We start from the raw sequence: 19,737 nt of genomic DNA, 5'->3' as shown, positions 1-19,737 counted from the left end.
AGTTGATGGAGTGAATCCTACCGACGCGATTGCCGGATGGCTCATTGGCAAAGCTCATGCTGCTCATTGGTTTTCGCTATTAGCCGATCGTATTAATAGAAGAAAACTTACTTAGCAGCGCCAATGGTTTTTTCCGCGAGCGGTGTCATCCCGAGAAACGGGCTGGCTTCAACATAGCGCATGGCGGACTTCATATCCTTCCAGCCCACGTAACTCATCAACGACTTCAAGTCCCACCCGCTCTGATGGGCCCAAGTCGCAAAGCCGCGCCGCAATGAGTGACTGGTGTAGTGCTCGGCCGGGATGCCGGCGCGCTCCAGCGCTTGGCGCAGTAACGGGATCACGCTGTTGGCGTGCAGGCCCTCCTCGCTCAGGTGGCCCCAGCGGTCGATGCCCCTGAATACCGGCCCACGGACCAGCCCGGCTTCGGTGATCCAGTCGATGTACGCCTGCACAGGGCACAGGCGCTGCAACGCTGGCGTCTGGTAAGTCTTGCCGAGGTTTTCGCGGTCACTCTTGGTTCGCGGCAAATAGAGCGTGATGCCTGAGCCTGCAGCCGCTTGCACGTGCTCGATCTGTAACCGGCACAACTCATCGCTACGAAAACCGCGCCAGAAGCCCAACAGGATCAGCGCCCTGTCGCGCCTGGCCCGCAATAGAGCCGGTTGATCGCGTTCAGATTTTGCGGTTTGCGCTTCTTGCTCCAACCAGGCAACCACTCGCTCCAGATGTTGAAGCTGTAAAGGCTCGGCCTGTTTTTCTTGAGCCGGGTGTAGCGCGCGAATGCCCTTGAAGACCTTGCGCACCACCGGCGCCTTGGTGGGGTCGGGAAAACCCTGACTGTTGTGCCATTGCGCAAGTGCTGACAAACGCAACTTCAAAGTATTGATCGACAGCACACCCGCATGAGCGACGAGGTAGCGCGCCACGCTGTCGCTGGTCGCCGGCAGGAAGCCGCCCCAACTGACTTCGAAATGCTCGATAGCCGCCCGGTAGCTGCGACGGGTGTTGTCGCGGGTGGCGGCTTGCAGATAACGATCCAGCTCAGTCATGGGCTCAACTCTCTAAAACGTACCGCTTTGGCGGGTGAAAACGCGCCACAGGGCTCATCACACGGGGTAATACCAGTATATCCCGCATGAGCACCTAACGTATTTTAAGTTTTACGTTAGCGTGGTACATTGTGTACTTAAGTGGCATGTACCACAGTACGAAATCGTAGGAGAACTCATGGCTCGTGGCGGTGTAAATAAAGCAGTGGTCCAGGCAGCACGCTTGGCAATTTTGGCTCGCGGCGAAAACCCAAGCATTGATGCGGTACGGATCGAAATGGGCAACACGGGCTCGAAAACCACGATTCATCGCTATTTGAAGGAGCTGGATGACGGCACCGAGCGCGCCGAAGTGCCGCCAGAACCCATTGATGATGAGCTGGCAGGTTTGGTCTCACGCCTGGCACAACGCCTCAAGGAACAGGCGCAAGAACCCATAGACCAGGCACGCACGCAGTTCGATCAGCAGCGAAAAGAGTTGGAAATACAGCTGAAGGAAGCTCAACAAGCCAATGGCGAATTGCATCAGCAGTACGAGATACAAAGCCTGGCACTGACTCAAGAGTCCGAGGCACTGCAAGAAACCAGCGCCATGCTGCAGACCGAGCAAACCCGCAACGCCGGACTGAACCAGGCGCTGGCCGATTTCGAATTACGCTTGCAAGACAAGGATGAGCAGATCCGCTCATTGGAAGAAAAGCACCTGCACGCTCGCGATGCCCTGGAACATTATCGCAACGCTGTCAAAGAACAGCGCGAGCAGGAACAACGCCGCCACGAAAGCCAGGTGCAGCAGATTCAGATGGAATTGCGCCAGGCCCAGCAAAGCGCATTGGTGCGCCAGGATGAGATCACGCAACTGCACCGCGACAACGAGCGCTTGTTGACAGAGAACCGTGGCACCCTGAGAGAGCTGAGCCTGCTGCAGGATCAACTCAAGCAAACCAACGCTCGACAGGATCAGTTGCTGGAACAGGTCAACCGTATCGACAGCGAACGCACCCTCCTCCAGGAACGTTTGCGCGCAGCCCTGCTAGAAAGTCAGTCGTTGAAACAGAGCGTCGACGAGCAGTCGCAGATAAACAAAGTGTTGGAAATTGAGTTGCTCAAGACTCAGGCGAGCCTCGATGAGAGCGTGCGCCTGGCGGCCGTCATTGCGACAGCGCCAGACGCATCAGAGCCCCAAAAGGACGATTAACCTGCGACCGGCGTGCGCATGGTGACGAACTCTTCGGCGGCAGTTGGGTGCACGCCGATGGTTTCATCGAAATCGCGCTTGGTAGCACCCGCCTTCAAGGCGATCGCCAGGCCCTGCACAATTTCCCCAGCCTCCGGACCGACCATGTGACAGCCCAGAACCTTGTCGGTCTTGGCGTCCACCACCAGTTTCATCAGGGTGCGCTCCTGGCATTCGGTCAGGGTCAGTTTCATTGGACGGAAGCGGCTTTCGAAGATCACCACATCGTGACCGGCCTCCCGGGCTTCTTCCTCGGTGAAACCGACCGTGCCGATGTTTGGCAAGCTGAAGACCGCGGTCGGGATCATCTTGTAATCGACCGGGCGATACTGCTCAGGCTTGAACAAACGTCGCGCCACGGCCATGCCCTCCGCCAACGCCACCGGCGTCAGCTGAACCCGACCGATCACATCGCCAAGCGCCAGGATCGACGGCTCAGCCGTCTGATACTGCTCGTCGACCTCGACGAAACCTTTCTTGTCGAGTTTGACCCCTGTGTTTTCCAGCCCAAGATTGTCGAGCATCGGACGTCGACCGGTGGCGTAGAACACACAATCCGCTTCCAGCTCACGGCCGTCCTTGAGGGTCACCTTCAGGCTGCCATCGGACTGCTTATCGATACGCTCGATGTCGGCGTTGAATTGCAGGTCCATGCCGCGCTTTGTCAGCTCTTCCTGCAGGTGTTTGCGCACTGCACCGTCGAAGCCGCGCAGGAACAGCTCACCGCGATAAAGCAGCGTGGTGTCGGCGCCCAGACCGTGGAAGATCCCGGCGAATTCAACGGCGATGTAACCACCGCCTACAACCAGAACGCGCTTGGGCAGCTCTTTGAGGAAGAACGCCTGGTTAGAACTGATTGCATGTTCATGCCCCGGAATCTCCGGAATCTGCGGCCATCCGCCGGTAGCAATCAGGATGTTTTTGGCGGTGTAGCGCTCGCCATTGATCTCGACCTGGTGCGGATCAACGATTTTGGCGTGGCCTTCATGCAAGGTCACACCACTGTTAACCAGCAGATTGCGATAGATACCGTTCAGGCGATTGATCTCGCGATCCTTGTTGGCAATCAGCGTCGCCCAGTCGAACTTTGCTTCGCCCGGCGTCCAGCCAAAACCTTGCGACTGCTCGAAGTCTTCGGCGAAGTGTGCGCCGTAGACCAGCAGCTTCTTCGGCACACAGCCGACATTCACACAAGTGCCACCCAGGTAGCGGCTCTCGGCCACAGCCACTTTCGCACCAAAACCGGCAGCAAAACGCGCAGCCCGCACACCGCCGGAACCGGCGCCAATCACATAAAGGTCAAAATCGTAGGCCATTTTCAATCTCCTCGGCAGTCCACAAGCATACCCGCAGACATCCGTTGGGCAAGCGCTGCAATCGATATGGGGACGGAAAATGAAAAAGCCACCCGAAGGTGGCTTTTCTATACAAGTGGGTCAGGCGCTATCAGTAGGCCTTGCCAGTCTTGTAGAAGTTCTCGAAGCAGAAGTTGGTGGCCTCGATGTAGCCTTCAGCGCCACCGCAGTCAAAACGCTGGCCCTTGAACTTGTAGGCAATCACGCAACCGTTTTTCGCCTGCTTCATCAGGGCGTCGGTGATTTGAATCTCGCCGCCTTTGCCTGGCTCGGTTTGTTTGATCAGCTCGAAAATATCCGGCGTCAGGATGTAACGACCGATGATCGCCAGGTTCGACGGTGCGTCTTCCGGGGCTGGTTTTTCGACCATGTTGCGAACGCGGTACAAATCATCAGCGATCAGCTCGCCGGCGATCACGCCGTACTTGTTGGTTTCCATCGGATCCACTTCCTGGATCGCAACGATGGTGCAGCGATACTGCTCGTACAGCTTGACCATCTGGGTCAGGACGCCGTCGCCTTCAAGGTTGACGCACAAGTCGTCCGCCAGCACTACCGCGAACGGTTCGTCACCGATCAGTGGGCGGCCAGTCAGGATCGCATGGCCCAAGCCTTTCATTTCGGTCTGACGAGTGTAGGAGAACGAGCACTCGTCCAACAGTTTGCGGATACCGACCAGGTATTTTTCCTTGTCGGTGCCTTTGATCTGGTTTTCCAGCTCGTAGCTGATGTCGAAGTGGTCTTCCAGAGCGCGTTTGCCGCGACCGGTCACGATGGAGATTTCGGTCAACCCAGCGTCCAGTGCTTCTTCGACGCCGTACTGGATCAGTGGCTTGTTTACCACCGGCAGCATTTCTTTGGGCATGGCTTTAGTCGCTGGCAGGAAGCGAGTACCGTAACCGGCTGCTGGGAACAAGCATTTCTTGATCATATAAGTCCTTGATAGGGCTGTGTGTACGAGTTTCGGCGCAGTCTAATCAGGCGGTGTGCACCTTACAATGCCCCGCGCTGGCTAACCGATGCCATCATAGAGAAATATTTTCGCGGATAGTTCCCGAGATAGCTCCGCAGCCTTTATAGATAGCACAGACCATCAGATCTGCACGACCACGAATCCTACACCATCAGCACCCGTTGGGTGCATTTGGCGCTATCATTGCGCGATTGAACCAGCCAACGAGGCAGATAGATGTCGGAAGCAAAAAGTGTCAACGGGTTCCTGATCAATCAGGCGAAAGACGGCCAGTGGTGGGTAGACAGTGCAGGTGGCGAAAATATCGCTGGGCCTTTCCCTACCGAAGCGTCGGCGATTGAAGTGGCATCTGTTTTGGAGCTCGAACACCCAGCCCCGAAGCGTCGCGGCAAGGACAAGTCCTGAGAAGCACCCGACTTGCCCCAAGCCCTGCCTCGCGCAGGGCTTTTTTGTGATTTCCTGCCACGAAGTGGCCATTCGCTATAACCTTTTGATGCCAGCGCTGTCACAGGCTCAGCCCCTTCATCCTGACGACGACATCGACATGAATAAATTTTTGCCACTGATCGCGGCACTGGCCCTGAGCGGCTGCGCCACTTCCGAAACGACCTACCTGAACAACGGCGAGCAAGGCCTGGCCATAGACTGCTCCGGGGAAGCTAATTCCTGGGCCACCTGCTACGAAAAAGCCGATGCCTCTTGCGCCGGCACCGGCTATCGGATCGTCGGTACCGACGGTACACCTTCGACCAAGGAAAGCGACAAGACCCTGGGTGTCGACGTCGGCAACTACAAGAACCGCAATGTCGTGGTGGTCTGCAAGTAAGGCGCCCTGCCCTACATGTGAATTTCGGCGAACTTGATCCCGAGGCCGCGCACCGTCTCGATCAAATCATCGAGGCTACTGAAAGATTCGACTTCATCGTTTTCATCCACCAGAAAATAACTGCGCCCAGCGCTTTTCTTGAAAAACACGATCCATTCTCCCGGATTCGCCGGATTCTGAATCACGTGGGTGGCAGAGATGTGACCCTCTGCATGGCGCTCCCGTACCTGCTCTCGCTTCATGCTCGACTCCAGAAATGACAATGCCGCCAAAGCGCTGCTTTGGCGGCATCGGTGCTGACGGGCGACAGTCTATCAGCCGGAAATGCACGCCGTAGCGGCATTGCGTACATCCATGGGGCGCAACGGCACATTGGAGATACGCTCATGCAACTTGATGCTGCTGCCAGTGGAGCGGTCTTCGATATCAAATACCGCGGCCGGCCCCGAGGAGAACTTCTGCGGCACGATGACTCGCATACCGTCCTTGTGCGGCTCGACTTGCAGGGCTCCCCGGCTGCTGGCCAGCTTCTCGGTGAGGCATTGCGCGTACTCCTGAGGCTTCTTGCCTGAAATCACGCTCATGGTCGGTAGCGTCTCATTGATCTCCGAGACACTCGCACAACCACTCATCGCTATCGCCATAGGCAGGAACAGCACACCCCACTTCATACAACACCTCCGATAAAGAGACTCCGACAGTACAAATGCTGTTTTTCTCCGAGGCTCGCTGCGTTTATCGCTCATAAAATTCCGTATAACAGTTTTTAATTGTCAAAGCAGACCTCGACGACCGGATAATAACCCGTTCGGGCTGATAAACTGCGCCAATCGCACATGCTATCGTTTTGATTTTGTAGAAAAAGCCCTTCTGGAGGCGCCTCATGAAATTTATCCACCAGCGCGAGCACCTCAACGAAGACGACATCGTCGTCATTCAATGCTCCCAAACATGCAATATCCGCTTGATGAACGACGCCAATTTCCGCAGCTTCAAGAATGGCGGCCGCCACACTTACCATGGCGGAGCATTTGACACTTTCCCTGCCCGGATTACTGCACCGAGCACCGGTTTCTGGAACATCACCATCGACACGGTCAACCGCCGGCCGATCAGCGTAACTCGCAAACCGACCCTGACTCACACCATCAAGATCATCCGCCGCTCCAGCACGAAACTGAGCTGAGTGACACCCAAACACGAAGACAAGCAGGTATGACCGTGGCCCAAACGACCAAGTACGTCATCAAATACAAACTCAATGGTGAGCGTCGCTTCGAATTTGCCCAGCTTGAAAAAGGCACCGAAGAAGAAGCCAAGGCCGCGCTGGATGCGCTTCATGGTTCGAGCGAAGACGTCATCAGCGACATAAGCGTCAGCAAAGCGCTGTAACGGGATCCGGAGCGACAACATGGACGTCTGCTCCTGCCCTCTGGAATTCAACCGCAAGCGCCGGAGTGTTAACCAAGTCGCCCCTCCCTAGACTGGCCACCTCAACCTTTGGTTAAGGAGTCAGAACATGCCTACTTCCTCGATTCGCTTCATCAGTAGCCCTTCCAGTCTTGGCGTCTTGCTGCTGGCGTTCAGCGCCGAGGGTTTGTGTGCGCTGCTGATCGGTGATGATCTGGCAACGCTGGAGCGAGATCTTTCGCGACGCTTCCCCGGCCAACAAGCACCGCAGCGCGATGAAGGCTTGATGCCTGCGCTGGAGCAAACCCTGCGCCACCTCGAAGACCCGCGCAGCACCCTGGATTTACCGCTGGATCTGACGGGCAGCGTGTTTCAACGGCGAGTCTGGAATGCCCTGCGGCAAATACCGCTGGGTGAAACCGCCAGCTATCTGGACATCGCTCGACAACTGGGGCAACCCACGGCTTTTCGGGCGGTGGCCAATGCCTGCGGAGCGAACCCGCTGGCGGTGATCGTGCCGTGCCATCGAGTGCTGCGTCAGGATGGCAGCCTCGGCGGCTACCGTTGGGGGCTGGAGCGCAAACGGCAACTGCTGGATCGTGAGGCGCAGCGATGAGCGAGCGTTCTCTTGATGGACTGGACTGGGAAGCGCTGGCACAGCAACTCGATCAGGATGGCTGCGCAATTATCAGGTCGCTTTTAAGCCACGCCACGTGCGATGAAGTCAGCGCTCTGTATGCCAGTGCCGAACCGTTTCGCTCGCAAGTAATCATGGCCCGTCACGGCTTTGGCCGTGGCGAGTACAAGTACTTCAAATACCCGTTGCCAGATGTCGTCGCCCGTTTGCGCAGTGCGCTCTATCCTCGATTGGTGCCCATTGCCAATCGCTGGTACGAGCATATGGACCTGCCGACCCGTTTCCCGGAAACCCATGAAGCGTTCCTCGACCGCTGCCATGCCGCCGGTCAGGAACGCCCGACGCCGCTGTTGCTGCAATATGGACCGCAGGACTACAACTGCTTGCATCAGGACCTGTACGGCGAACACGTCTTCCCGCTGCAAGTGGCGATTCTTCTGTCAGAGCCGGGCGAAGACTTCACCGGCGGCGAGTTCATGCTGACGGAGCAGCGCCCACGGATGCAGTCGCGCCCTCAGGTCATCGGCCTGAAGAAAGGTGACGCACTGATCTTTGCCGTCAACCAACGACCGGTCAAAGGCGTTCGTGGCTATTACCGGGTCACCCTGCGCCACGGCGTGAGTCGCCTGCACAGCGGAAAACGGCATACCCTTGGAATCATCTTTCACGACGCGTTATGACCCCATGAACCCGATCACCTTCGACTTGTTTGCCGACGCGGAACCCGAGCAGCAACCCAGGCTAGATCGTATCGGCGAACAGTCCTGCGTCCTCAGAGGCTTTGCCCTTCCCTGGCTGGATCAGTTGCTGCCCGCACTGGACGCAGTTCTGGCGGCGGCACCGTTTCGTCAGATGATCACGCCCGGGGGCTTTACCATGTCGGTCGCCTTGAGCAGTTGCGGCGCGCTGGGCTGGACCACCGACCGCAGCGGTTATCGTTATACCCGCGATGATCCGCTGACCGGAAAACCCTGGCCGAAAATGCCCGAGGTGTTTTTCGAACTGGCACAAGCGGCGGCGCGGGAAGCGGGGTTTGCGGATTTCGTGCCTGATTCCTGCTTGATTAACCGTTACGTTCCCGGGGCCAAGATGTCGTTGCACCAGGACAAAGACGAAGTTTCCTACGCAGCGCCCATTGTTTCAGTGTCCCTGGGATTGCCGGCGATGTTCCTGTTCGGCGGCTTCGAACGCAGCGATAAAAGCCAACGAGTGCCGCTGTTGCATGGAGACATCGTGGTGTGGGGTGGCGTGGATCGTTTGCGTTATCACGGGGTCTTGCCGATCAAGGACGGCCAACACCCGCGACTGGGCGAACAACGGATCAACTTCACCTTTCGTACCGCGGGATGAAGCCTTCGAATTCGACCGCAAGACCCGGGGTGCAGCGACCCCGTCGGCTGGTTAATCTGCATGAAACAGGTCAGGACATGAAGCCATGACAAGCCATTCGACAAAGATTGCCACCGAGAACGATCCGCGCTGGGCCGCCGTCGTCGCGCGTGATCCCCGGGCAGACGGACAGTTTGTGTATGCGGTGAAAACCACCGGCATTTACTGCCGCCCCAGCAGCCTGGCGCGTTTGCCGAAACCGCAGAACGTCGAGTTCTTCGACACGGCCGAGCAGGCCCAGGCGGCGGGTTATCGCCCAAGCAAACGCGCCGCGAAGGATCAAAGCGACATCGCCGCGCAACATGCTGCGACTGTGGCGGCCGCTTGCCGCCAGATCGAAACCGCGGAGAATCTGCCTGTCCTGAGCGAACTGGCTGTTGCTGCGGGCCTCAGTAGCTTTCACTTCCATCGTGTGTTCAAAGCGGTTACCGGTCTGACGCCCAAGGGGTACGCCGCGGCCCATCGTTCACGCAGGGTCCGTGAGCGTCTCGCGGACGGGGGCTCAGTGACCGACGCGCTGTATGACGCCGGCTTCAACTCCAACAGCCGTTTCTATGAATCCGCCGATCAACTATTGGGCATGAAACCCGGTGATTACCGCGCCGCCGGTCAGAACAACGACATTCGTTTTGCTGTCGGCCAGTGTTCCCTCGGGGCGATTCTAGTGGCGCAGAGTGAACGAGGTGTTTGCGCGATCTTGCTGGGCGATGATCCGCACCAATTGGTCTGCGATCTGCAGGACAAGTTTCGACGTGCGAATCTGATTGGCGCCGACCAAGAGTTCGAGCAACTGATCGCCAAGGTGGTTGGTTTTATCGAAGCGCCGGCCCTGGGCCTGGACTTGCCACTGGATGTGCGTGGCACCGCTTTTCAAGAACGGGTCTGGCAAGCCCTGCGGGAGATTCCCGCTGGCTGCACTGCCAGCTACGCCGATATCGCTCAACGAATCGGCGCGCCAAAAGCGATGCGCGCCGTGGCTCAAGCCTGCGGCGCGAACAACCTGGCGGTGGCGATTCCGTGCCACCGCGTGGTGCGCAGCGACGGCAACCTGTCGGGCTACCGCTGGGGTGTGGAGCGCAAGCGTCAGTTGCTTGAGCGCGAAAACCCGTCTGAGTCCTGAATGCCGATATAGACCGACACTGAATCCGGGCTGGTATAGACCTCGAAGTCTGTGGCGAACGTGCGGCAAACCTGCGGGTTGTCCTTGAAATAGGCCCAGATCAGGCCCCACGTCTGAATGACGCTGTCCGGCATCGCCCCTTTGGCGCTGAACACCAGATAATCGCCTCCTTCCACCTGAACCTGCGGAAAGTCCTCGGAGGGCGCGGTGACCGCCACCCCCGCGGTCACATCGAAGTGGCCCGAAGCGTCGGACTCGTAGTTGGAATAGACGCCGTACATGAAGGAATCCGGCTGTTTGTGGGGGATCTTGTCGAAGATGTCCTCAACGAAAAATTGTTCCCACATCGGGCCGATGCGCGCAGTGTCTGGTTGCTGCTCTGCGGCATTGCAGGTGCGCACTCGCAGCCCCGAGACGCTAAAGGGCCGCACTTCACGCTGCTTTACATCCATGGTCGATAGTCCTTGTCTCTGTAATTTGTCTGTTTGATTGAGGGTGAAACAGTCAACGATTGACGTCGACCACCACCCGCCCACGCAATTGACCAGCGAGCAAACGCGGTGCGGCCTCGATCGTTTCACTCAAACCGATTTCATGGCTGATCAGCGGCAGTAGAGCGAAATCCAGATCCTTCGCCAGACGATTCCAGGCCAGTATCCGCCTGGCTTTGGGCTGAGTCACGCTGTTGATCCCGGCCAGGGTCACGCCGCGCAAAATGAACGGTGCGACTGAAGCCGGGAAGTCCATGCCTTGCGCCAGGCCACACGCGGCGACAGTGCCATTGGCCTTGGTGCTGGCACAGGCGTTGGCCAGGGTGTGACTGCCGACCGAGTCGATGACCGCCGCCCAACGCTCCTTGGCCAAGGGTTTGCCCGGCTCGGACAGCGTGGCGCGGTCGATGATTTCGCTGGCGCCCAGTTGCTTGAGGTAATCGTGCTCGGAGGTTCGGCCGGTGGACGCGACCACCCGATAGCCGAGCTTGTTCAGCAGTGCGATGGCGAAACTGCCTACACCGCCATTGGCGCCGGTGACCAATACGTCGCCCTGATCGGGTGTCACGCCATTATGTTCCAGCGCCAGGATGCTCAGCATCGCCGTGTAACCCGCCGTGCCGATGGCCATCGCTTGCGCCGCAGTGAACTCCTTGGGTAGCGGAATCAACCAGTCGCCATTCAAGCGAGCCTTCTGCGCCAGTCCGCCCCAATGTCCTTCGCCAACACCCCAGCCATTGAGTACGACCTGATCACCGACCTTGTAGTCCGGATGCCCACTGACTTCGACAGTGCCTGCCAGATCAATACCCGGCACCATCGGGAATTTTCGCACCACCGGGCTGCTGCCGGTGATCGCGAGGCCATCCTTGAAGTTCAGCGTGCTGTACGCCACACGCACCGTCACATCGCCCTCGGGCAGTTGATCGTCATTGATCTCTTGCAGTGTGGCCCGGTAACCGCTGTCGTCTTTGTCGATCAAAATGCCTTGGAACATTGCTGTCTCCTATTGGAATCACTCAGTTGTGGTGCAATTGAAATAACACGTAGCAATATTTCACCGTACTCGACTTTAAGCCAAGAATGGCACACGACAGGAAAACTCGACTGGCCTTGTATCAGTTATTGCTGATACAAAAACGGTCCTACCGTCCCTGCCCTGTTATGACGTCGGAGAACCCTTCAAATGAGCAAATGGCCAGACACCCGCATTCTTGACCTGCTGGGCATTGAGCTGCCGATTATCCAGGCTCCCATGGCCGGTGCGACCGGTTCAGCCATGGTTATCGCAGCCAGTAACGCCGGCGGCCTGGGCTCCATGCCCGCCGCCATGTTGAGCATCGATCAGTTGCGCGAGGAGCTGAAAACGATTCGTCAGCACACTCAGCGCCCGATCAACGTCAACTACTTCTGCCATCAGACTCCCGCCGCGGATGAACAACGCGCTCGAGACTGGAAGAATCTGCTGGAACCCTACTACCGGGAACTTGGCGTGGACTTCGACGCGCCGACGCCGGTGTCCAATCGAGCACCGTTCGATAACGCGGCCTGCGAAGTGATCGAAGAGTTTCGCCCCGAAGTCGTGAGTTTCCACTTCGGTCTACCGGAAAAGTCCCTGCTGGACCGCGTGAAAGCCACTGGAGCCAAAGTGCTCTCCTCGGCCACCACGGTCGATGAGGCCATTTGGCTCGAGCAGCACGGTTGTGACGCAATCATTGCCATGGGGTATGAAGCCGGTGGCCATCGGGGCATGTTTCTCAGTGATGATCTGAGCAGCCAGGTGGGGATCTTTGCGCTGGTGCCCCAGATCGTCGATGCGGTGAAGGTGCCGGTGATTGCTGCCGGCGGGATTGCCGATGCACGAGGCGTCGCGGCAGCGTTCCTGTTGGGGGCTTCGGCGGTGCAAGTGGGCACGGCGTACTTGTTCACGCCAGAGGCCAAGGTCAGTGCGTCTCATCACAAGGCGTTGCGCACGGCCAAGGAAAGTGAGACTGCCGTCACTAACATTTTCACCGGACGTCCGGCGCGCGGCATTCTCAATCGGGTGATGCGCGAACTCGGGCCCATGAGCGCCAAAGCACCAGCCTTCCCGCTGGCAGGTGGTGCGCTGATGCCGTTGCGGGCCAAGGGAGAAGCGGATTTCAGCAATCTCTGGGCGGGTCAGGCATTCACGCTGGGCGTTGAAATGACCACGGCGGAGTTGACCCGGAAGCTGGCTGAGGAAGGATTGGCCAAGTTGATTCGTCGCTAAAACACGGCCCTGTAGCAGCTGCCGAAGGCTGCGTTCGGCCGCGAAGCGGTCGCAAATTCAGCTGCCACGATTAACCTGAAAGACCGCAGTGTCTGGTTTCACGACCGCTTCGCGTCCGAACGCAGCCTTCGGCAGCTGCTACAGGGTCATGCGTGGTCTCAATAACGCGCATTCCGCACATTCCGTTTGCAGGCATTTCGCTATATATTCCGCTATATAGCGTTCCCCCCCTCTCTGCACTTGCCTGCCACGGAGCCGTTTCATGACCATTCGTGCCTCACGTTTTGCCCCCACCTGCCTGGCAACCCTGCTCGCAGTGTTCGCTTTCGGGTCCGCCCAGGCGGACGAAGTCCAGGTTGCCGTCGCCGCCAACTTCACTGCACCCATTCAGGCGATCGCCGCTGATTTCGAAAAAGACACCGGGCATAAACTGGTCACTTCCTTTGGTGCAACCGGCCAGTTCTACACCCAGATCAAAAATGGCGCGCCGTTCGAAGTGTTCCTCTCGGCGGACGACACCACCCCACAAAAACTCGAAACCGAAGGCGACACGGTCAAGGGCTCGCGCTTCACCTACGCCATCGGCACCCTGGCGCTGTGGTCGGCCAAGGAAGGTTATGTCGATGCCAAAGGCAAAGTGCTGAGCGACAACCAGTATCAGCATTTGTCCATCGCCAACCCGAAAGCCGCGCCTTACGGTCTGGCCGCTACTCAGGTGCTGGCCAAGCTGGACCTGACCGACAAGGTCAAAGCCAAGATCGTTGAAGGCCAGAACATCACCCAGGCCTATCAATTCGTCTCCACCGGCAACGCCGAACTCGGTTTTGTGGCCTTGTCGCAGATCTACAAAGACGGCAAAGTCACCAGCGGTTCGGCCTGGATCGTTCCGGCCAGCATGCACGAGCCGATCAAACAAGACGCGGTGATCCTCAACAAAGGCAAGGACAACCCGGCTGCCAAGGCGCTGGTTGACTACCTCAAAGGTCCGAAAGCCGCCGCTGTCATCAAATCCTACGGTTACCAACTCTAAATGACGCTATCAAATGCCGACTTTTCCGCCATCTGGCTGACCCTGAAACTGGCGTCCCTGACGACAGTTATCCTGCTGGTCATCGGCACTCCGATTGCGTTATGGCTATCGCGCACCCGCTCGTGGTTGCGCGGCCCGGTCGGGGCGATCGTCGCCCTGCCCCTGGTGCTGCCGCCGACGGTGATTGGCTTTTATCTGTTGCTGGCGCTCGGCCCTAACGGGTTTATCGGCCACTTCACCCAATCACTGGGGCTCGGCACCCTCACCTTCAGTTTTGCAGGGCTAGTGATCGGCTCGGTGCTCTACTCGATGCCGTTCGTGGTCCAGCCACTGCAAAATGCTTTTTCTGCCATCGGCTCTCGTCCCTTGGAGGTGGCCGCGACCTTACGCGCCAATCCCTGGGATACGTTTTTCAGCGTGATCCTGCCGCTGGCCCGCCCCGGTTTCATCACCGCGGCCATTCTCGGTTTTGCCCACACCGTCGGTGAGTTCGGCGTGGTGCTGATGATCGGCGGCAACATTCCCGATAAAACCCGCGTGGTCTCGGTGCAGATCTACGATCACGTCGAAGCCATGGAATACGCCCAGGCCCATTGGCTGGCCGGTGCGATGCTGGTGTTCTCCTTTATTGTGTTGCTGGCGCTCTACTCCAGCCGTAAAACCAAAGCGGGCTGGAGCTGATCGATGATTCATACGCGTCTGAAACTGAAGTATTCAGGGTTCGCCCTGGAGGTGGATCTGCAATTGCCCGGCCGCGGCGTCACTGCGCTTTACGGTCATTCCGGTTCGGGCAAGACCACCTGCCTGCGCTGCATTGCTGGCCTGGAGAAGGCCGAGCAGGGCTTCATCCAGGTCAACGATGAAGTCTGGCAGGACAGTGACAAGAAGATTTTCGTGCCACCACACAAGCGTGCGCTGGGTTACGTCTTCCAGGAAGCCAGCCTGTTTCCCCATCTGTCGGTGCTGGCCAATCTGGAGTTCGGCCTCAAGCGCATTCCTCGCCAACAGCGACGGGTCGACATGGCTCACGCGACTGAACTGCTCGGGATCGGCCATTTGCTGGATCGCCATCCGCAGCACCTTTCGGGCGGTGAACGGCAGCGGGTCGGCATCGCCCGCGCCCTGCTCACCAGCCCGAAACTGTTGCTGATGGATGAGCCGCTGGCAGCATTGGATAGCCAGCGCAAAAACGAAATCCTGCCGTACCTGCAGCGACTGCACGATGAACTGGACATCCCGGTGCTGTACGTCAGCCACTCGCAGGATGAAGTCGCGCGGCTGGCCGACCACCTCGTCTTGCTCAGTAACGGCAAGGCGCTGGCCAGCGGCCCTATCGGCGAAACCCTAGCCCGTCTCGACCTGCCCCTGGCGCTCGGCGACGACGCCGGCGTGGTAATCGAGGGGCACGTCAGTGCCTATGACCCCGACTATCAGTTGCTGACCCTGCAACTACCGAACACGACCCTGAACATTCGCGTGGCTCACTCGCCGATGACACTGGGTCAGGCGCTGCGCTGCAAGGTTCAGGCGCGGGATGTCAGCCTGAGCCTGCAAAGTGTCGAGCAAAGCAGCATCCTCAATCGCCTGCCGGTCACCGTGATCAGTGAAATGGGCGCCGACAACGTCGCCCACGTGCTGGTCCGTCTGGACGCTGGCGGCACCCCCCTGCTGGCGCGGATCACCCGCTACTCCCGGGACCAATTGGGCGTGCACCCCGGCCAGCAACTCTGGGCACAGATCAAGGCGGTCGCGGTGCTGGCGTAAATCCGCTGGCACGACTGCAACGGCGTGCGGTCAATGGCTGTAACGGCCCCTGATCCATTGCCAAGGACTACCGCCATGCCCGATATCGCGCTGTCCAATGTGCTGCCATCCGACCTGCATTACGTCGATGACACCCAGCCCGGCATCACCCGCAAGAAACTGCGCGGCAAGTTCTGCTATTACGACCCTGCGGGTCAGCGCATTACCGATCAAGACGAGATCAAACGCATCAATGCCCTCGCCGTACCCCCGGCCTACACCGATGTGTGGATCTGCGCAGACCCGCGCGGCCATCTGCAAGCTACCGGTCGTGATGCCCGAGGTCGAAAGCAATACCGTTATCACCCACGCTGGCGAGAAGTGCGCGATGCCGACAAATACTCGCGCCTGCGGGACTTCGGCCTGGCCCTGCCGAAATTGCGTAAACAGCTTGAAACTCTGTTGGCGGCTCCCGGCTTCAGCCGCGACAAGGTCATGGCCACGGTCATCACCTTGCTCGATGCGACGCTGATCCGGGTCGGCAACACCCAGTACGCTCGGGACAACCGGTCCTACGGCTTGACCACCCTGCGCAACCGTCACGTCGAGGTCAACGGCAATGCGATCCTGTTCCAGTTCCGCGGCAAGAGCGGTATCGAGCACCAGATCACCGTGAAAGACCGACGCCTGGCGCGGATCATCAAACGTTGCCTGGAAATTCCCGGGCAAAACCTGTTTCAGTACCTGGATGAAAACGGTGAGCGGCACACCATCAGTTCCTCCGACGTCAACGCCTACCTGCAAACCCTCACAGGTGCCGACTTCACTGCCAAGGATTACCGAACCTGGGCCGGCAGCGCCTTGGCGTTGGCCGTTTTGCGTGAACTGCAGTGGGAGCCTGAGTCGGATGCCAAGCGGCATGTGGTGGAGATGGTCAAGAACGTTGCCAAACAACTGGGCAACACCCCGGCAGTCTGCCGAAAGTGCTACATCCACCCGGCGGTGCTCGATGGTTTTCTTTTGGGTGCTTTGGCTGAGCTGCCCAGGCCACGAGCGCGCAAAGGGCTCAGGGCAGAGGAAGTCGGCCTGTCGATGTTTTTGGAGCTGAGGGTCGCAATGGTTGAGGCGACGAACTGACCTGTCTATTTTTTGCACGATTGCAAATGGCTTCTATAGTTGTTGTGAACCTGAATTAGCTGCGGTGACGCCATGGAAGACATTTTCGTTGTGAAACGATGCAACAAGATCATCATCCATGGTCGCCGGGCCGGAGAAACCGATCATCCACCACCCGACGCCGCCGTCTGGTATCGCATCGCCGATACTCGGACCCGCGGCTTCATCGGTGACGGTTTCGATCGTGAAGAAGACGCCCGGCGTGAATGCTGGCAGCTCAATGCCAGGTCGCAAGTGACGGCCCGACAAGGCTAAGGTCACCTGCCTTTTAGGGGTCTATACTGAAAAAGCTGAAGGAACAGCGACCCCATCGGCAGAGAGCTCGCTCCCCGCGGGCTTTTTGCTGCCCATTACAGGTTTCTTGAACGGAGGTGTTTGCCATGTCCGAAAAAGAGTCCATCACCACCCTGCTCACCCTGCTCGACTCCCGTCAGGCTCGCCTGGCAGCGGCATGCAAGGAAATCGCCGACTGGGTCGATCATCAAGGCGGGCACCCGACGGCCCTCAGAATCCGTGATCGGCTGAACGACATCGAGAAGGACGCGCCACTGATTCGCAATACGCTGTCGTCGCTCAAACCTGTCGACCCGCCCCTGCCGCGGTTCAGATGATTCGATCCGGACATCCTCAAGGACACGGCCTGATTCAGGACGCATGAACGGCGACCTTATCGTCACCGGGTGCGTCCTTGCCTGAGCGCTTCCTGCTACACCCCCAACCCAGCCTGGCGCTGGGCTTTTTTACGGCTAAGCAATCCATTTCACACGGCATTCACATCTCAGGCTCTAGATTGACCGGACTCCTTTGAAGAATCCCCTGGCCCGCCCGCATGCGGGCCTTTTTTTGTCCATCAATCAGGCAACGAACGTCGCCGTACGCTAGAGGTCAAACCATTACACGCAACGAAGGAGACGTCTGATGGTTACTCACTTCAAAGTCGGCGGGCATCTGGCCTGCGGTCACAAAGGCAGCAAGCTCGTTTCAACCAGCGAACTGACCCGGGTGAAATGCAGAAGCTGCCGAAACACCGACGCGTTCAAGGATGCGCGCAAAGATCAGCGCAACGCTGCACGCCGCGCCGCACGCAAAGCCAAAGTAACGCACACAGCCAATGACTGGCGTGCGGCCTGGGTCGAACGGCTCACCGCCATGGAAGGACGGCAACGATTGCCTCGTGGTTTCACCGGTCAGCCTTTCGTTTAGCTGACAGCATCGGCGGCTGAATCGAAGTCACTCGATCCGGCCGCTGGCGCCATGATTTCCAGCAAAGACATGCGTTTGGGTGCTGTATCTCTTCACCACCGTGCTTGATGGCCGCAATACACCGGTTGCCGATGGCGTACAGCGTGCGCTGGGTCGGCCGGCGCGGGACTTTTCCGACTATGTTCGGCGCACGGCTGCTACGGGCGTCTGGGCAAATGAAGGATGAAACCGAAGCCCCGTGCGCTTCCGATTGAGATAACGGGTGTGCGTTAGTTGGATGATACTTAACTAATGCACACTGAACTTATTGTTAGTTTTCTTTGTATTTTGGTCTACAAGCCAAACTGAAGCGCCATCACTGTGCACGGTATTGCATTCCTTTCCATATTCTTTATAGGTGACGCAGATCACGTCACCCGCCACAGTCCAATTACCTTTAACCTCTGGATAATTAGCGATTTTAATTAACGCTGCTCCGCCAAGACTCAATGTTTCCGAGAACGGCTCGCCTTTGGCGGTTTTGCTTTTGAGCTCACGACCAATCAACACCTGGTGAATTTCATCCCCGCTTAACTGCTTCGCCCCAGCAGGTGCGGGGGTATGGGCATCGTTTGGAGTCTGAGGTGCGGAAGAACATCCAGAGAGTAAGAACGCTACAGCAATGGCAGTCAATAACTTACTCATCACTTCCACCTCTTACAATTTTTTATATTCAGAAAACGTAACATCTAAGACTGGATAACCCCAAACCGATCTATATATCTTTTGACGATAAGATCAATAGCGGCGTCAGCGAGATGTGCACCATTGCCATGCATTTTTTTGGCAGTAAACAGATTCTTCAACTAGGGTTCTATCGAACCAAATTGCGCCGACGGTGTTGGCGGGCACTCATCAAGGAGGGGACAGATGACATCAATTCGTAAAACCGAGCAAACCTATCGCACCTGGTCCAGCCCAATCTTGCTTGAACTCAAGGAGAGAGAGCACCAGCTGGACGCTGAAGCCCGCCAGGCCCTTCAAAATATCTTGGTCGAGAGAAGGCTTGTCGATACTGGCAACCCGTCTGGCGAAGATCGACGCGGCGCTAATCCAGGGGCTAGCGGGCGGAGTCAATAACTGCCTTGGGGTAAAAAAGCAAGCTAGAAACAAACAAGGGTTTGCATCAGCTTTCGCCCGCAAACCCTTGATTTTAGATGGTGCCGAAGCCGGAATCGAACCTTTCTTATTGTTATTGAAAATAAAGGGAAATTTTTAGGTCGAAAATTTTTCTACCTCTATGTGTACCCTCAGTCTGCGAGCAGACTCAGTAATGAGCGTTGCTACCGGATTCCACCGAGTAATCGCCATGGAAAATTCGGGTGTGGTCATCCACGCGGAAGGGTCCTTCGGTAAGTGGACTTTTCCAATGGTACGACTGGAGCGCAGTAGAGCACCCCATGAAACAGAAACGGCTCGCAGTTGGAACCTGTTGGGCGACAAGCTCATTGATATCTTGATACACCAGGATGATTTGGAGGACTTGAGACACAATAAGAGATGTCATCGCCTCTGCCATCTTATATACGACAGGGGCTTGATTTTTCAGGGCTTTGTCGTTTCTGGCTTTTAGAAAAAACCTGCCAGCCCACACTTCAACCCACACCCTGGATGAAGTATTGCTTTTCGACCAGCGCCTAACTTTTCGAATGGTCTCTTGCCTACACCTACAGGCCTGAAGAACGGGTTTAGAGGCAGCTTCCGCAGGAAGCGCCGGAACGGAAACAGAGGTTGTGATCTCTCTTTCGACGCAGCCCAACAAACTACGCGCAAACAAAAACGCCGCTCAGTACAGACTGTGTGAA

At 57.7% G+C, this 19,737-nt stretch carries 27 protein-coding genes and 1 pseudogene; 20 read left to right on the top strand and 8 right to left on the bottom strand.

Annotation, left to right across the window (positions count from 1 at the left end; all coding sequences use genetic code 11):
• Positions 1–107: 107 nt before the first annotated feature.
• A complete protein-coding gene (locus tag EAH74_RS11425; protein ID WP_140678374.1) occupies positions 108–1,052 on the bottom strand; it encodes a site-specific integrase in 945 nt (314 codons plus the stop codon).
• Positions 1,053–1,230: 178 nt separating this feature from the next.
• Here EAH74_RS11425 and EAH74_RS11420 point away from each other — a divergent pair, with 178 nt between their 5' ends.
• Positions 1,231–2,250: a DNA-binding protein gene (locus tag EAH74_RS11420; protein ID WP_140678372.1), complete on the top strand. Its 1,020-nt coding sequence runs from the start codon at positions 1,231–1,233 to the stop codon at positions 2,248–2,250.
• Here EAH74_RS11420 and gorA read toward each other — a convergent pair.
• Together gorA and galU are read right to left on the bottom strand one after the other, a co-directional pair.
• Positions 2,247–3,605: a glutathione-disulfide reductase gene (gorA, locus tag EAH74_RS11415; RefSeq protein ID WP_140678370.1), complete on the bottom strand. Its 1,359-nt coding sequence runs from the start codon at positions 3,603–3,605 to the stop codon at positions 2,247–2,249. The two genes, EAH74_RS11420 and gorA, sit on opposite strands and share 4 nt — an antisense overlap.
• 130 nt (positions 3,606–3,735) lie before the next feature.
• On the bottom strand, positions 3,736–4,575 hold the full coding sequence (gene galU / locus EAH74_RS11410; protein WP_076030977.1) for a UTP--glucose-1-phosphate uridylyltransferase GalU: 840 nt from the start codon (positions 4,573–4,575) through the stop codon (positions 3,736–3,738).
• 258 nt (positions 4,576–4,833) lie between these two features.
• Between galU and EAH74_RS11405 the strand changes: the two genes are divergently transcribed.
• Positions 4,834–5,022, top strand: a complete 189-nt coding sequence (locus tag EAH74_RS11405; RefSeq protein ID WP_074876938.1) for a hypothetical protein — start codon at positions 4,834–4,836, stop codon at positions 5,020–5,022.
• Between the two features lie 139 nt (positions 5,023–5,161).
• Positions 5,162–5,443 carry a hypothetical protein gene (locus tag EAH74_RS11400; protein WP_123365041.1) on the top strand — a complete coding sequence of 94 codons (282 nt, stop codon included), beginning with the start codon at positions 5,162–5,164 and terminating at the stop codon, positions 5,441–5,443.
• Between the two features lie 11 nt (positions 5,444–5,454).
• Here the strand turns inward: EAH74_RS11400 and EAH74_RS11395 are convergent, their stop codons facing one another.
• Both EAH74_RS11395 and EAH74_RS11390 read right to left on the bottom strand, forming a co-directional pair.
• Positions 5,455–5,685 carry a hypothetical protein gene (locus EAH74_RS11395; RefSeq protein ID WP_123364930.1) on the bottom strand — a complete coding sequence of 77 codons (231 nt, stop codon included), beginning with the start codon at positions 5,683–5,685 and terminating at the stop codon, positions 5,455–5,457.
• Positions 5,686–5,757: 72 nt separating this feature from the next.
• The gene (locus EAH74_RS11390; RefSeq protein WP_140678368.1) at positions 5,758–6,114 is read right to left on the bottom strand and encodes a hypothetical protein; all 357 of its coding nucleotides are present in this window, start codon (positions 6,112–6,114) and stop codon (positions 5,758–5,760) included.
• Positions 6,115–6,326: 212 nt separating this feature from the next.
• Between EAH74_RS11390 and EAH74_RS11385 the strand changes: the two genes are divergently transcribed.
• The 6 genes from EAH74_RS11385 to ada all read left to right on the top strand — a co-directional run bounded on the left by EAH74_RS11385 (position 6,327) and on the right by ada (position 9,999).
• Positions 6,327–6,629 (top strand): DUF1883 domain-containing protein, encoded by a 303-nt coding sequence (locus tag EAH74_RS11385; protein WP_024164534.1) that lies wholly within the window; start codon positions 6,327–6,329, stop codon positions 6,627–6,629.
• Between the two features lie 29 nt (positions 6,630–6,658).
• On the top strand, positions 6,659–6,835 hold the full coding sequence (locus tag EAH74_RS32980) for a hypothetical protein (protein ID WP_160171629.1): 177 nt from the start codon (positions 6,659–6,661) through the stop codon (positions 6,833–6,835).
• Between the two features lie 127 nt (positions 6,836–6,962).
• Positions 6,963–7,469: a methylated-DNA--[protein]-cysteine S-methyltransferase gene (locus EAH74_RS11380; RefSeq protein ID WP_140678366.1), complete on the top strand. Its 507-nt coding sequence runs from the start codon at positions 6,963–6,965 to the stop codon at positions 7,467–7,469.
• The gene (locus EAH74_RS11375) at positions 7,466–8,170 is read left to right on the top strand and encodes a 2OG-Fe(II) oxygenase (RefSeq protein WP_140678364.1); all 705 of its coding nucleotides are present in this window, start codon (positions 7,466–7,468) and stop codon (positions 8,168–8,170) included. Before EAH74_RS11380 ends, EAH74_RS11375 begins: the two co-directional genes overlap by 4 nt.
• A 4-nt stretch (positions 8,171–8,174) precedes the next feature.
• On the top strand, positions 8,175–8,840 hold the full coding sequence (alkB, locus tag EAH74_RS11370) for a DNA oxidative demethylase AlkB (protein ID WP_140678362.1): 666 nt from the start codon (positions 8,175–8,177) through the stop codon (positions 8,838–8,840).
• Between the two features lie 85 nt (positions 8,841–8,925).
• Positions 8,926–9,999, top strand: a complete 1,074-nt coding sequence (gene ada / locus EAH74_RS11365) for a bifunctional DNA-binding transcriptional regulator/O6-methylguanine-DNA methyltransferase Ada (protein ID WP_140678360.1) — start codon at positions 8,926–8,928, stop codon at positions 9,997–9,999.
• On the opposite strand, the gene EAH74_RS11360 is transcribed toward ada, so the two are convergent.
• Positions 9,963–10,451, bottom strand: coding sequence for a GyrI-like domain-containing protein (locus EAH74_RS11360; protein WP_140678358.1), 489 nt, complete (start codon positions 10,449–10,451; stop codon positions 9,963–9,965). The genes ada and EAH74_RS11360 overlap by 37 nt on opposite strands.
• Before the next feature lie 52 nt (positions 10,452–10,503).
• Entirely contained in the window at positions 10,504–11,487 is a 984-nt protein-coding gene (locus tag EAH74_RS11355) for an MDR family oxidoreductase (RefSeq protein ID WP_140678357.1), read from the bottom strand.
• 189 nt (positions 11,488–11,676) lie between these two features.
• Here EAH74_RS11355 and EAH74_RS11350 point away from each other — a divergent pair, with 189 nt between their 5' ends.
• The 9 genes and pseudogenes from EAH74_RS11350 to EAH74_RS33310 all read left to right on the top strand — a co-directional run.
• Positions 11,677–12,741: an NAD(P)H-dependent flavin oxidoreductase gene (locus EAH74_RS11350; RefSeq protein WP_140678355.1), complete on the top strand. Its 1,065-nt coding sequence runs from the start codon at positions 11,677–11,679 to the stop codon at positions 12,739–12,741.
• 262 nt (positions 12,742–13,003) lie between these two features.
• On the top strand, positions 13,004–13,771 hold the full coding sequence (modA, locus tag EAH74_RS11345; RefSeq protein ID WP_140678353.1) for a molybdate ABC transporter substrate-binding protein: 768 nt from the start codon (positions 13,004–13,006) through the stop codon (positions 13,769–13,771).
• The gene (modB, locus tag EAH74_RS11340; protein ID WP_140678351.1) at positions 13,772–14,452 is read left to right on the top strand and encodes a molybdate ABC transporter permease subunit; all 681 of its coding nucleotides are present in this window, start codon (positions 13,772–13,774) and stop codon (positions 14,450–14,452) included.
• Positions 14,453–14,455: 3 nt separating this feature from the next.
• Complete coding sequence (modC, locus tag EAH74_RS11335) at positions 14,456–15,535, top strand: molybdenum ABC transporter ATP-binding protein (RefSeq protein ID WP_140678349.1); 1,080 nt, start codon at positions 14,456–14,458, stop codon at positions 15,533–15,535.
• A gap of 75 nt (positions 15,536–15,610) precedes the next feature.
• Complete coding sequence (locus tag EAH74_RS11330) at positions 15,611–16,651, top strand: DNA topoisomerase IB (RefSeq protein ID WP_140678347.1); 1,041 nt, start codon at positions 15,611–15,613, stop codon at positions 16,649–16,651.
• Between the two features lie 72 nt (positions 16,652–16,723).
• Positions 16,724–16,945, top strand: coding sequence for a hypothetical protein (locus tag EAH74_RS11325; RefSeq protein ID WP_123364917.1), 222 nt, complete (start codon positions 16,724–16,726; stop codon positions 16,943–16,945).
• A 125-nt stretch (positions 16,946–17,070) separates the two neighbouring features.
• Positions 17,071–17,301: a hypothetical protein gene (locus tag EAH74_RS11320; protein WP_010460746.1), complete on the top strand. Its 231-nt coding sequence runs from the start codon at positions 17,071–17,073 to the stop codon at positions 17,299–17,301.
• 307 nt (positions 17,302–17,608) lie between these two features.
• Positions 17,609–17,893, top strand: a complete 285-nt coding sequence (locus tag EAH74_RS11315; RefSeq protein ID WP_140678345.1) for a hypothetical protein — start codon at positions 17,609–17,611, stop codon at positions 17,891–17,893.
• Between the two features lie 79 nt (positions 17,894–17,972).
• A pseudogene (locus EAH74_RS33310) lies at positions 17,973–18,119 on the top strand (NmrA family transcriptional regulator); the annotation flags it as partial.
• Positions 18,120–18,181: 62 nt separating this feature from the next.
• Here the strand turns inward: EAH74_RS33310 and EAH74_RS11300 are convergent.
• Positions 18,182–18,577, bottom strand: a complete 396-nt coding sequence (locus tag EAH74_RS11300) for a hypothetical protein (protein WP_140678343.1) — start codon at positions 18,575–18,577, stop codon at positions 18,182–18,184.
• Between the two features lie 225 nt (positions 18,578–18,802).
• On the opposite strand from EAH74_RS11300, the gene EAH74_RS33305 reads away from it, so the two are divergent.
• Positions 18,803–19,012, top strand: coding sequence for a hypothetical protein (locus tag EAH74_RS33305; RefSeq protein ID WP_140678341.1), 210 nt, complete (start codon positions 18,803–18,805; stop codon positions 19,010–19,012).
• Positions 18,939–19,151 carry a hypothetical protein gene (locus EAH74_RS32975; RefSeq protein WP_161600325.1) on the top strand — a complete coding sequence of 71 codons (213 nt, stop codon included), beginning with the start codon at positions 18,939–18,941 and terminating at the stop codon, positions 19,149–19,151. The genes EAH74_RS33305 and EAH74_RS32975 overlap by 74 nt, the downstream gene beginning before the upstream one ends.
• Positions 19,152–19,737: the final 586 nt, after the last annotated feature.

Origin of the sequence: Pseudomonas mandelii (assembly GCF_006438925.1) — a bacterium.
GTDB lineage: Bacteria > Pseudomonadota > Gammaproteobacteria > Pseudomonadales > Pseudomonadaceae > Aquipseudomonas > Aquipseudomonas mandelii_C.
Note: the sequence above shows the minus strand (reverse complement) of the source record. Positions and strands in the feature narration are given on the sequence as shown.

Bases quoted from the DNA above. Each gene is read 5' to 3' on its own strand.
- EAH74_RS11425 (WP_140678374.1), bottom strand. From the start codon at position 1,052: ATGACTGAGCTGGATCGTTATCTGCAAGCCGCCACCCGCGACAACACC.
- EAH74_RS11420 (WP_140678372.1), top strand. From the start codon at position 1,231: ATGGCTCGTGGCGGTGTAAATAAAGCAGTGGTCCAGGCAGCACGCTTG.
- gorA (WP_140678370.1), bottom strand. From the start codon at position 3,605: ATGGCCTACGATTTTGACCTTTATGTGATTGGCGCCGGTTCCGGCGGT.
- galU (WP_076030977.1), bottom strand. From the start codon at position 4,575: ATGATCAAGAAATGCTTGTTCCCAGCAGCCGGTTACGGTACTCGCTTC.
- EAH74_RS11405 (WP_074876938.1), top strand. From the start codon at position 4,834: ATGTCGGAAGCAAAAAGTGTCAACGGGTTCCTGATCAATCAGGCGAAA.
- EAH74_RS11400 (WP_123365041.1), top strand. From the start codon at position 5,162: ATGAATAAATTTTTGCCACTGATCGCGGCACTGGCCCTGAGCGGCTGC.
- EAH74_RS11395 (WP_123364930.1), bottom strand. From the start codon at position 5,685: ATGAAGCGAGAGCAGGTACGGGAGCGCCATGCAGAGGGTCACATCTCT.
- EAH74_RS11390 (WP_140678368.1), bottom strand. From the start codon at position 6,114: ATGAAGTGGGGTGTGCTGTTCCTGCCTATGGCGATAGCGATGAGTGGT.
- EAH74_RS11385 (WP_024164534.1), top strand. From the start codon at position 6,327: ATGAAATTTATCCACCAGCGCGAGCACCTCAACGAAGACGACATCGTC.
- EAH74_RS32980 (WP_160171629.1), top strand. From the start codon at position 6,659: ATGACCGTGGCCCAAACGACCAAGTACGTCATCAAATACAAACTCAAT.
- EAH74_RS11380 (WP_140678366.1), top strand. From the start codon at position 6,963: ATGCCTACTTCCTCGATTCGCTTCATCAGTAGCCCTTCCAGTCTTGGC.
- EAH74_RS11375 (WP_140678364.1), top strand. From the start codon at position 7,466: ATGAGCGAGCGTTCTCTTGATGGACTGGACTGGGAAGCGCTGGCACAG.
- alkB (WP_140678362.1), top strand. From the start codon at position 8,175: ATGAACCCGATCACCTTCGACTTGTTTGCCGACGCGGAACCCGAGCAG.
- ada (WP_140678360.1), top strand. From the start codon at position 8,926: ATGACAAGCCATTCGACAAAGATTGCCACCGAGAACGATCCGCGCTGG.
- EAH74_RS11360 (WP_140678358.1), bottom strand. From the start codon at position 10,451: ATGGATGTAAAGCAGCGTGAAGTGCGGCCCTTTAGCGTCTCGGGGCTG.
- EAH74_RS11355 (WP_140678357.1), bottom strand. From the start codon at position 11,487: ATGTTCCAAGGCATTTTGATCGACAAAGACGACAGCGGTTACCGGGCC.
- EAH74_RS11350 (WP_140678355.1), top strand. From the start codon at position 11,677: ATGAGCAAATGGCCAGACACCCGCATTCTTGACCTGCTGGGCATTGAG.
- modA (WP_140678353.1), top strand. From the start codon at position 13,004: ATGACCATTCGTGCCTCACGTTTTGCCCCCACCTGCCTGGCAACCCTG.
- modB (WP_140678351.1), top strand. From the start codon at position 13,772: ATGACGCTATCAAATGCCGACTTTTCCGCCATCTGGCTGACCCTGAAA.
- modC (WP_140678349.1), top strand. From the start codon at position 14,456: ATGATTCATACGCGTCTGAAACTGAAGTATTCAGGGTTCGCCCTGGAG.
- EAH74_RS11330 (WP_140678347.1), top strand. From the start codon at position 15,611: ATGCCCGATATCGCGCTGTCCAATGTGCTGCCATCCGACCTGCATTAC.
- EAH74_RS11325 (WP_123364917.1), top strand. From the start codon at position 16,724: ATGGAAGACATTTTCGTTGTGAAACGATGCAACAAGATCATCATCCAT.
- EAH74_RS11320 (WP_010460746.1), top strand. From the start codon at position 17,071: ATGTCCGAAAAAGAGTCCATCACCACCCTGCTCACCCTGCTCGACTCC.
- EAH74_RS11315 (WP_140678345.1), top strand. From the start codon at position 17,609: ATGGTTACTCACTTCAAAGTCGGCGGGCATCTGGCCTGCGGTCACAAA.
- EAH74_RS11300 (WP_140678343.1), bottom strand. From the start codon at position 18,577: ATGAGTAAGTTATTGACTGCCATTGCTGTAGCGTTCTTACTCTCTGGA.
- EAH74_RS33305 (WP_140678341.1), top strand. From the start codon at position 18,803: ATGACATCAATTCGTAAAACCGAGCAAACCTATCGCACCTGGTCCAGC.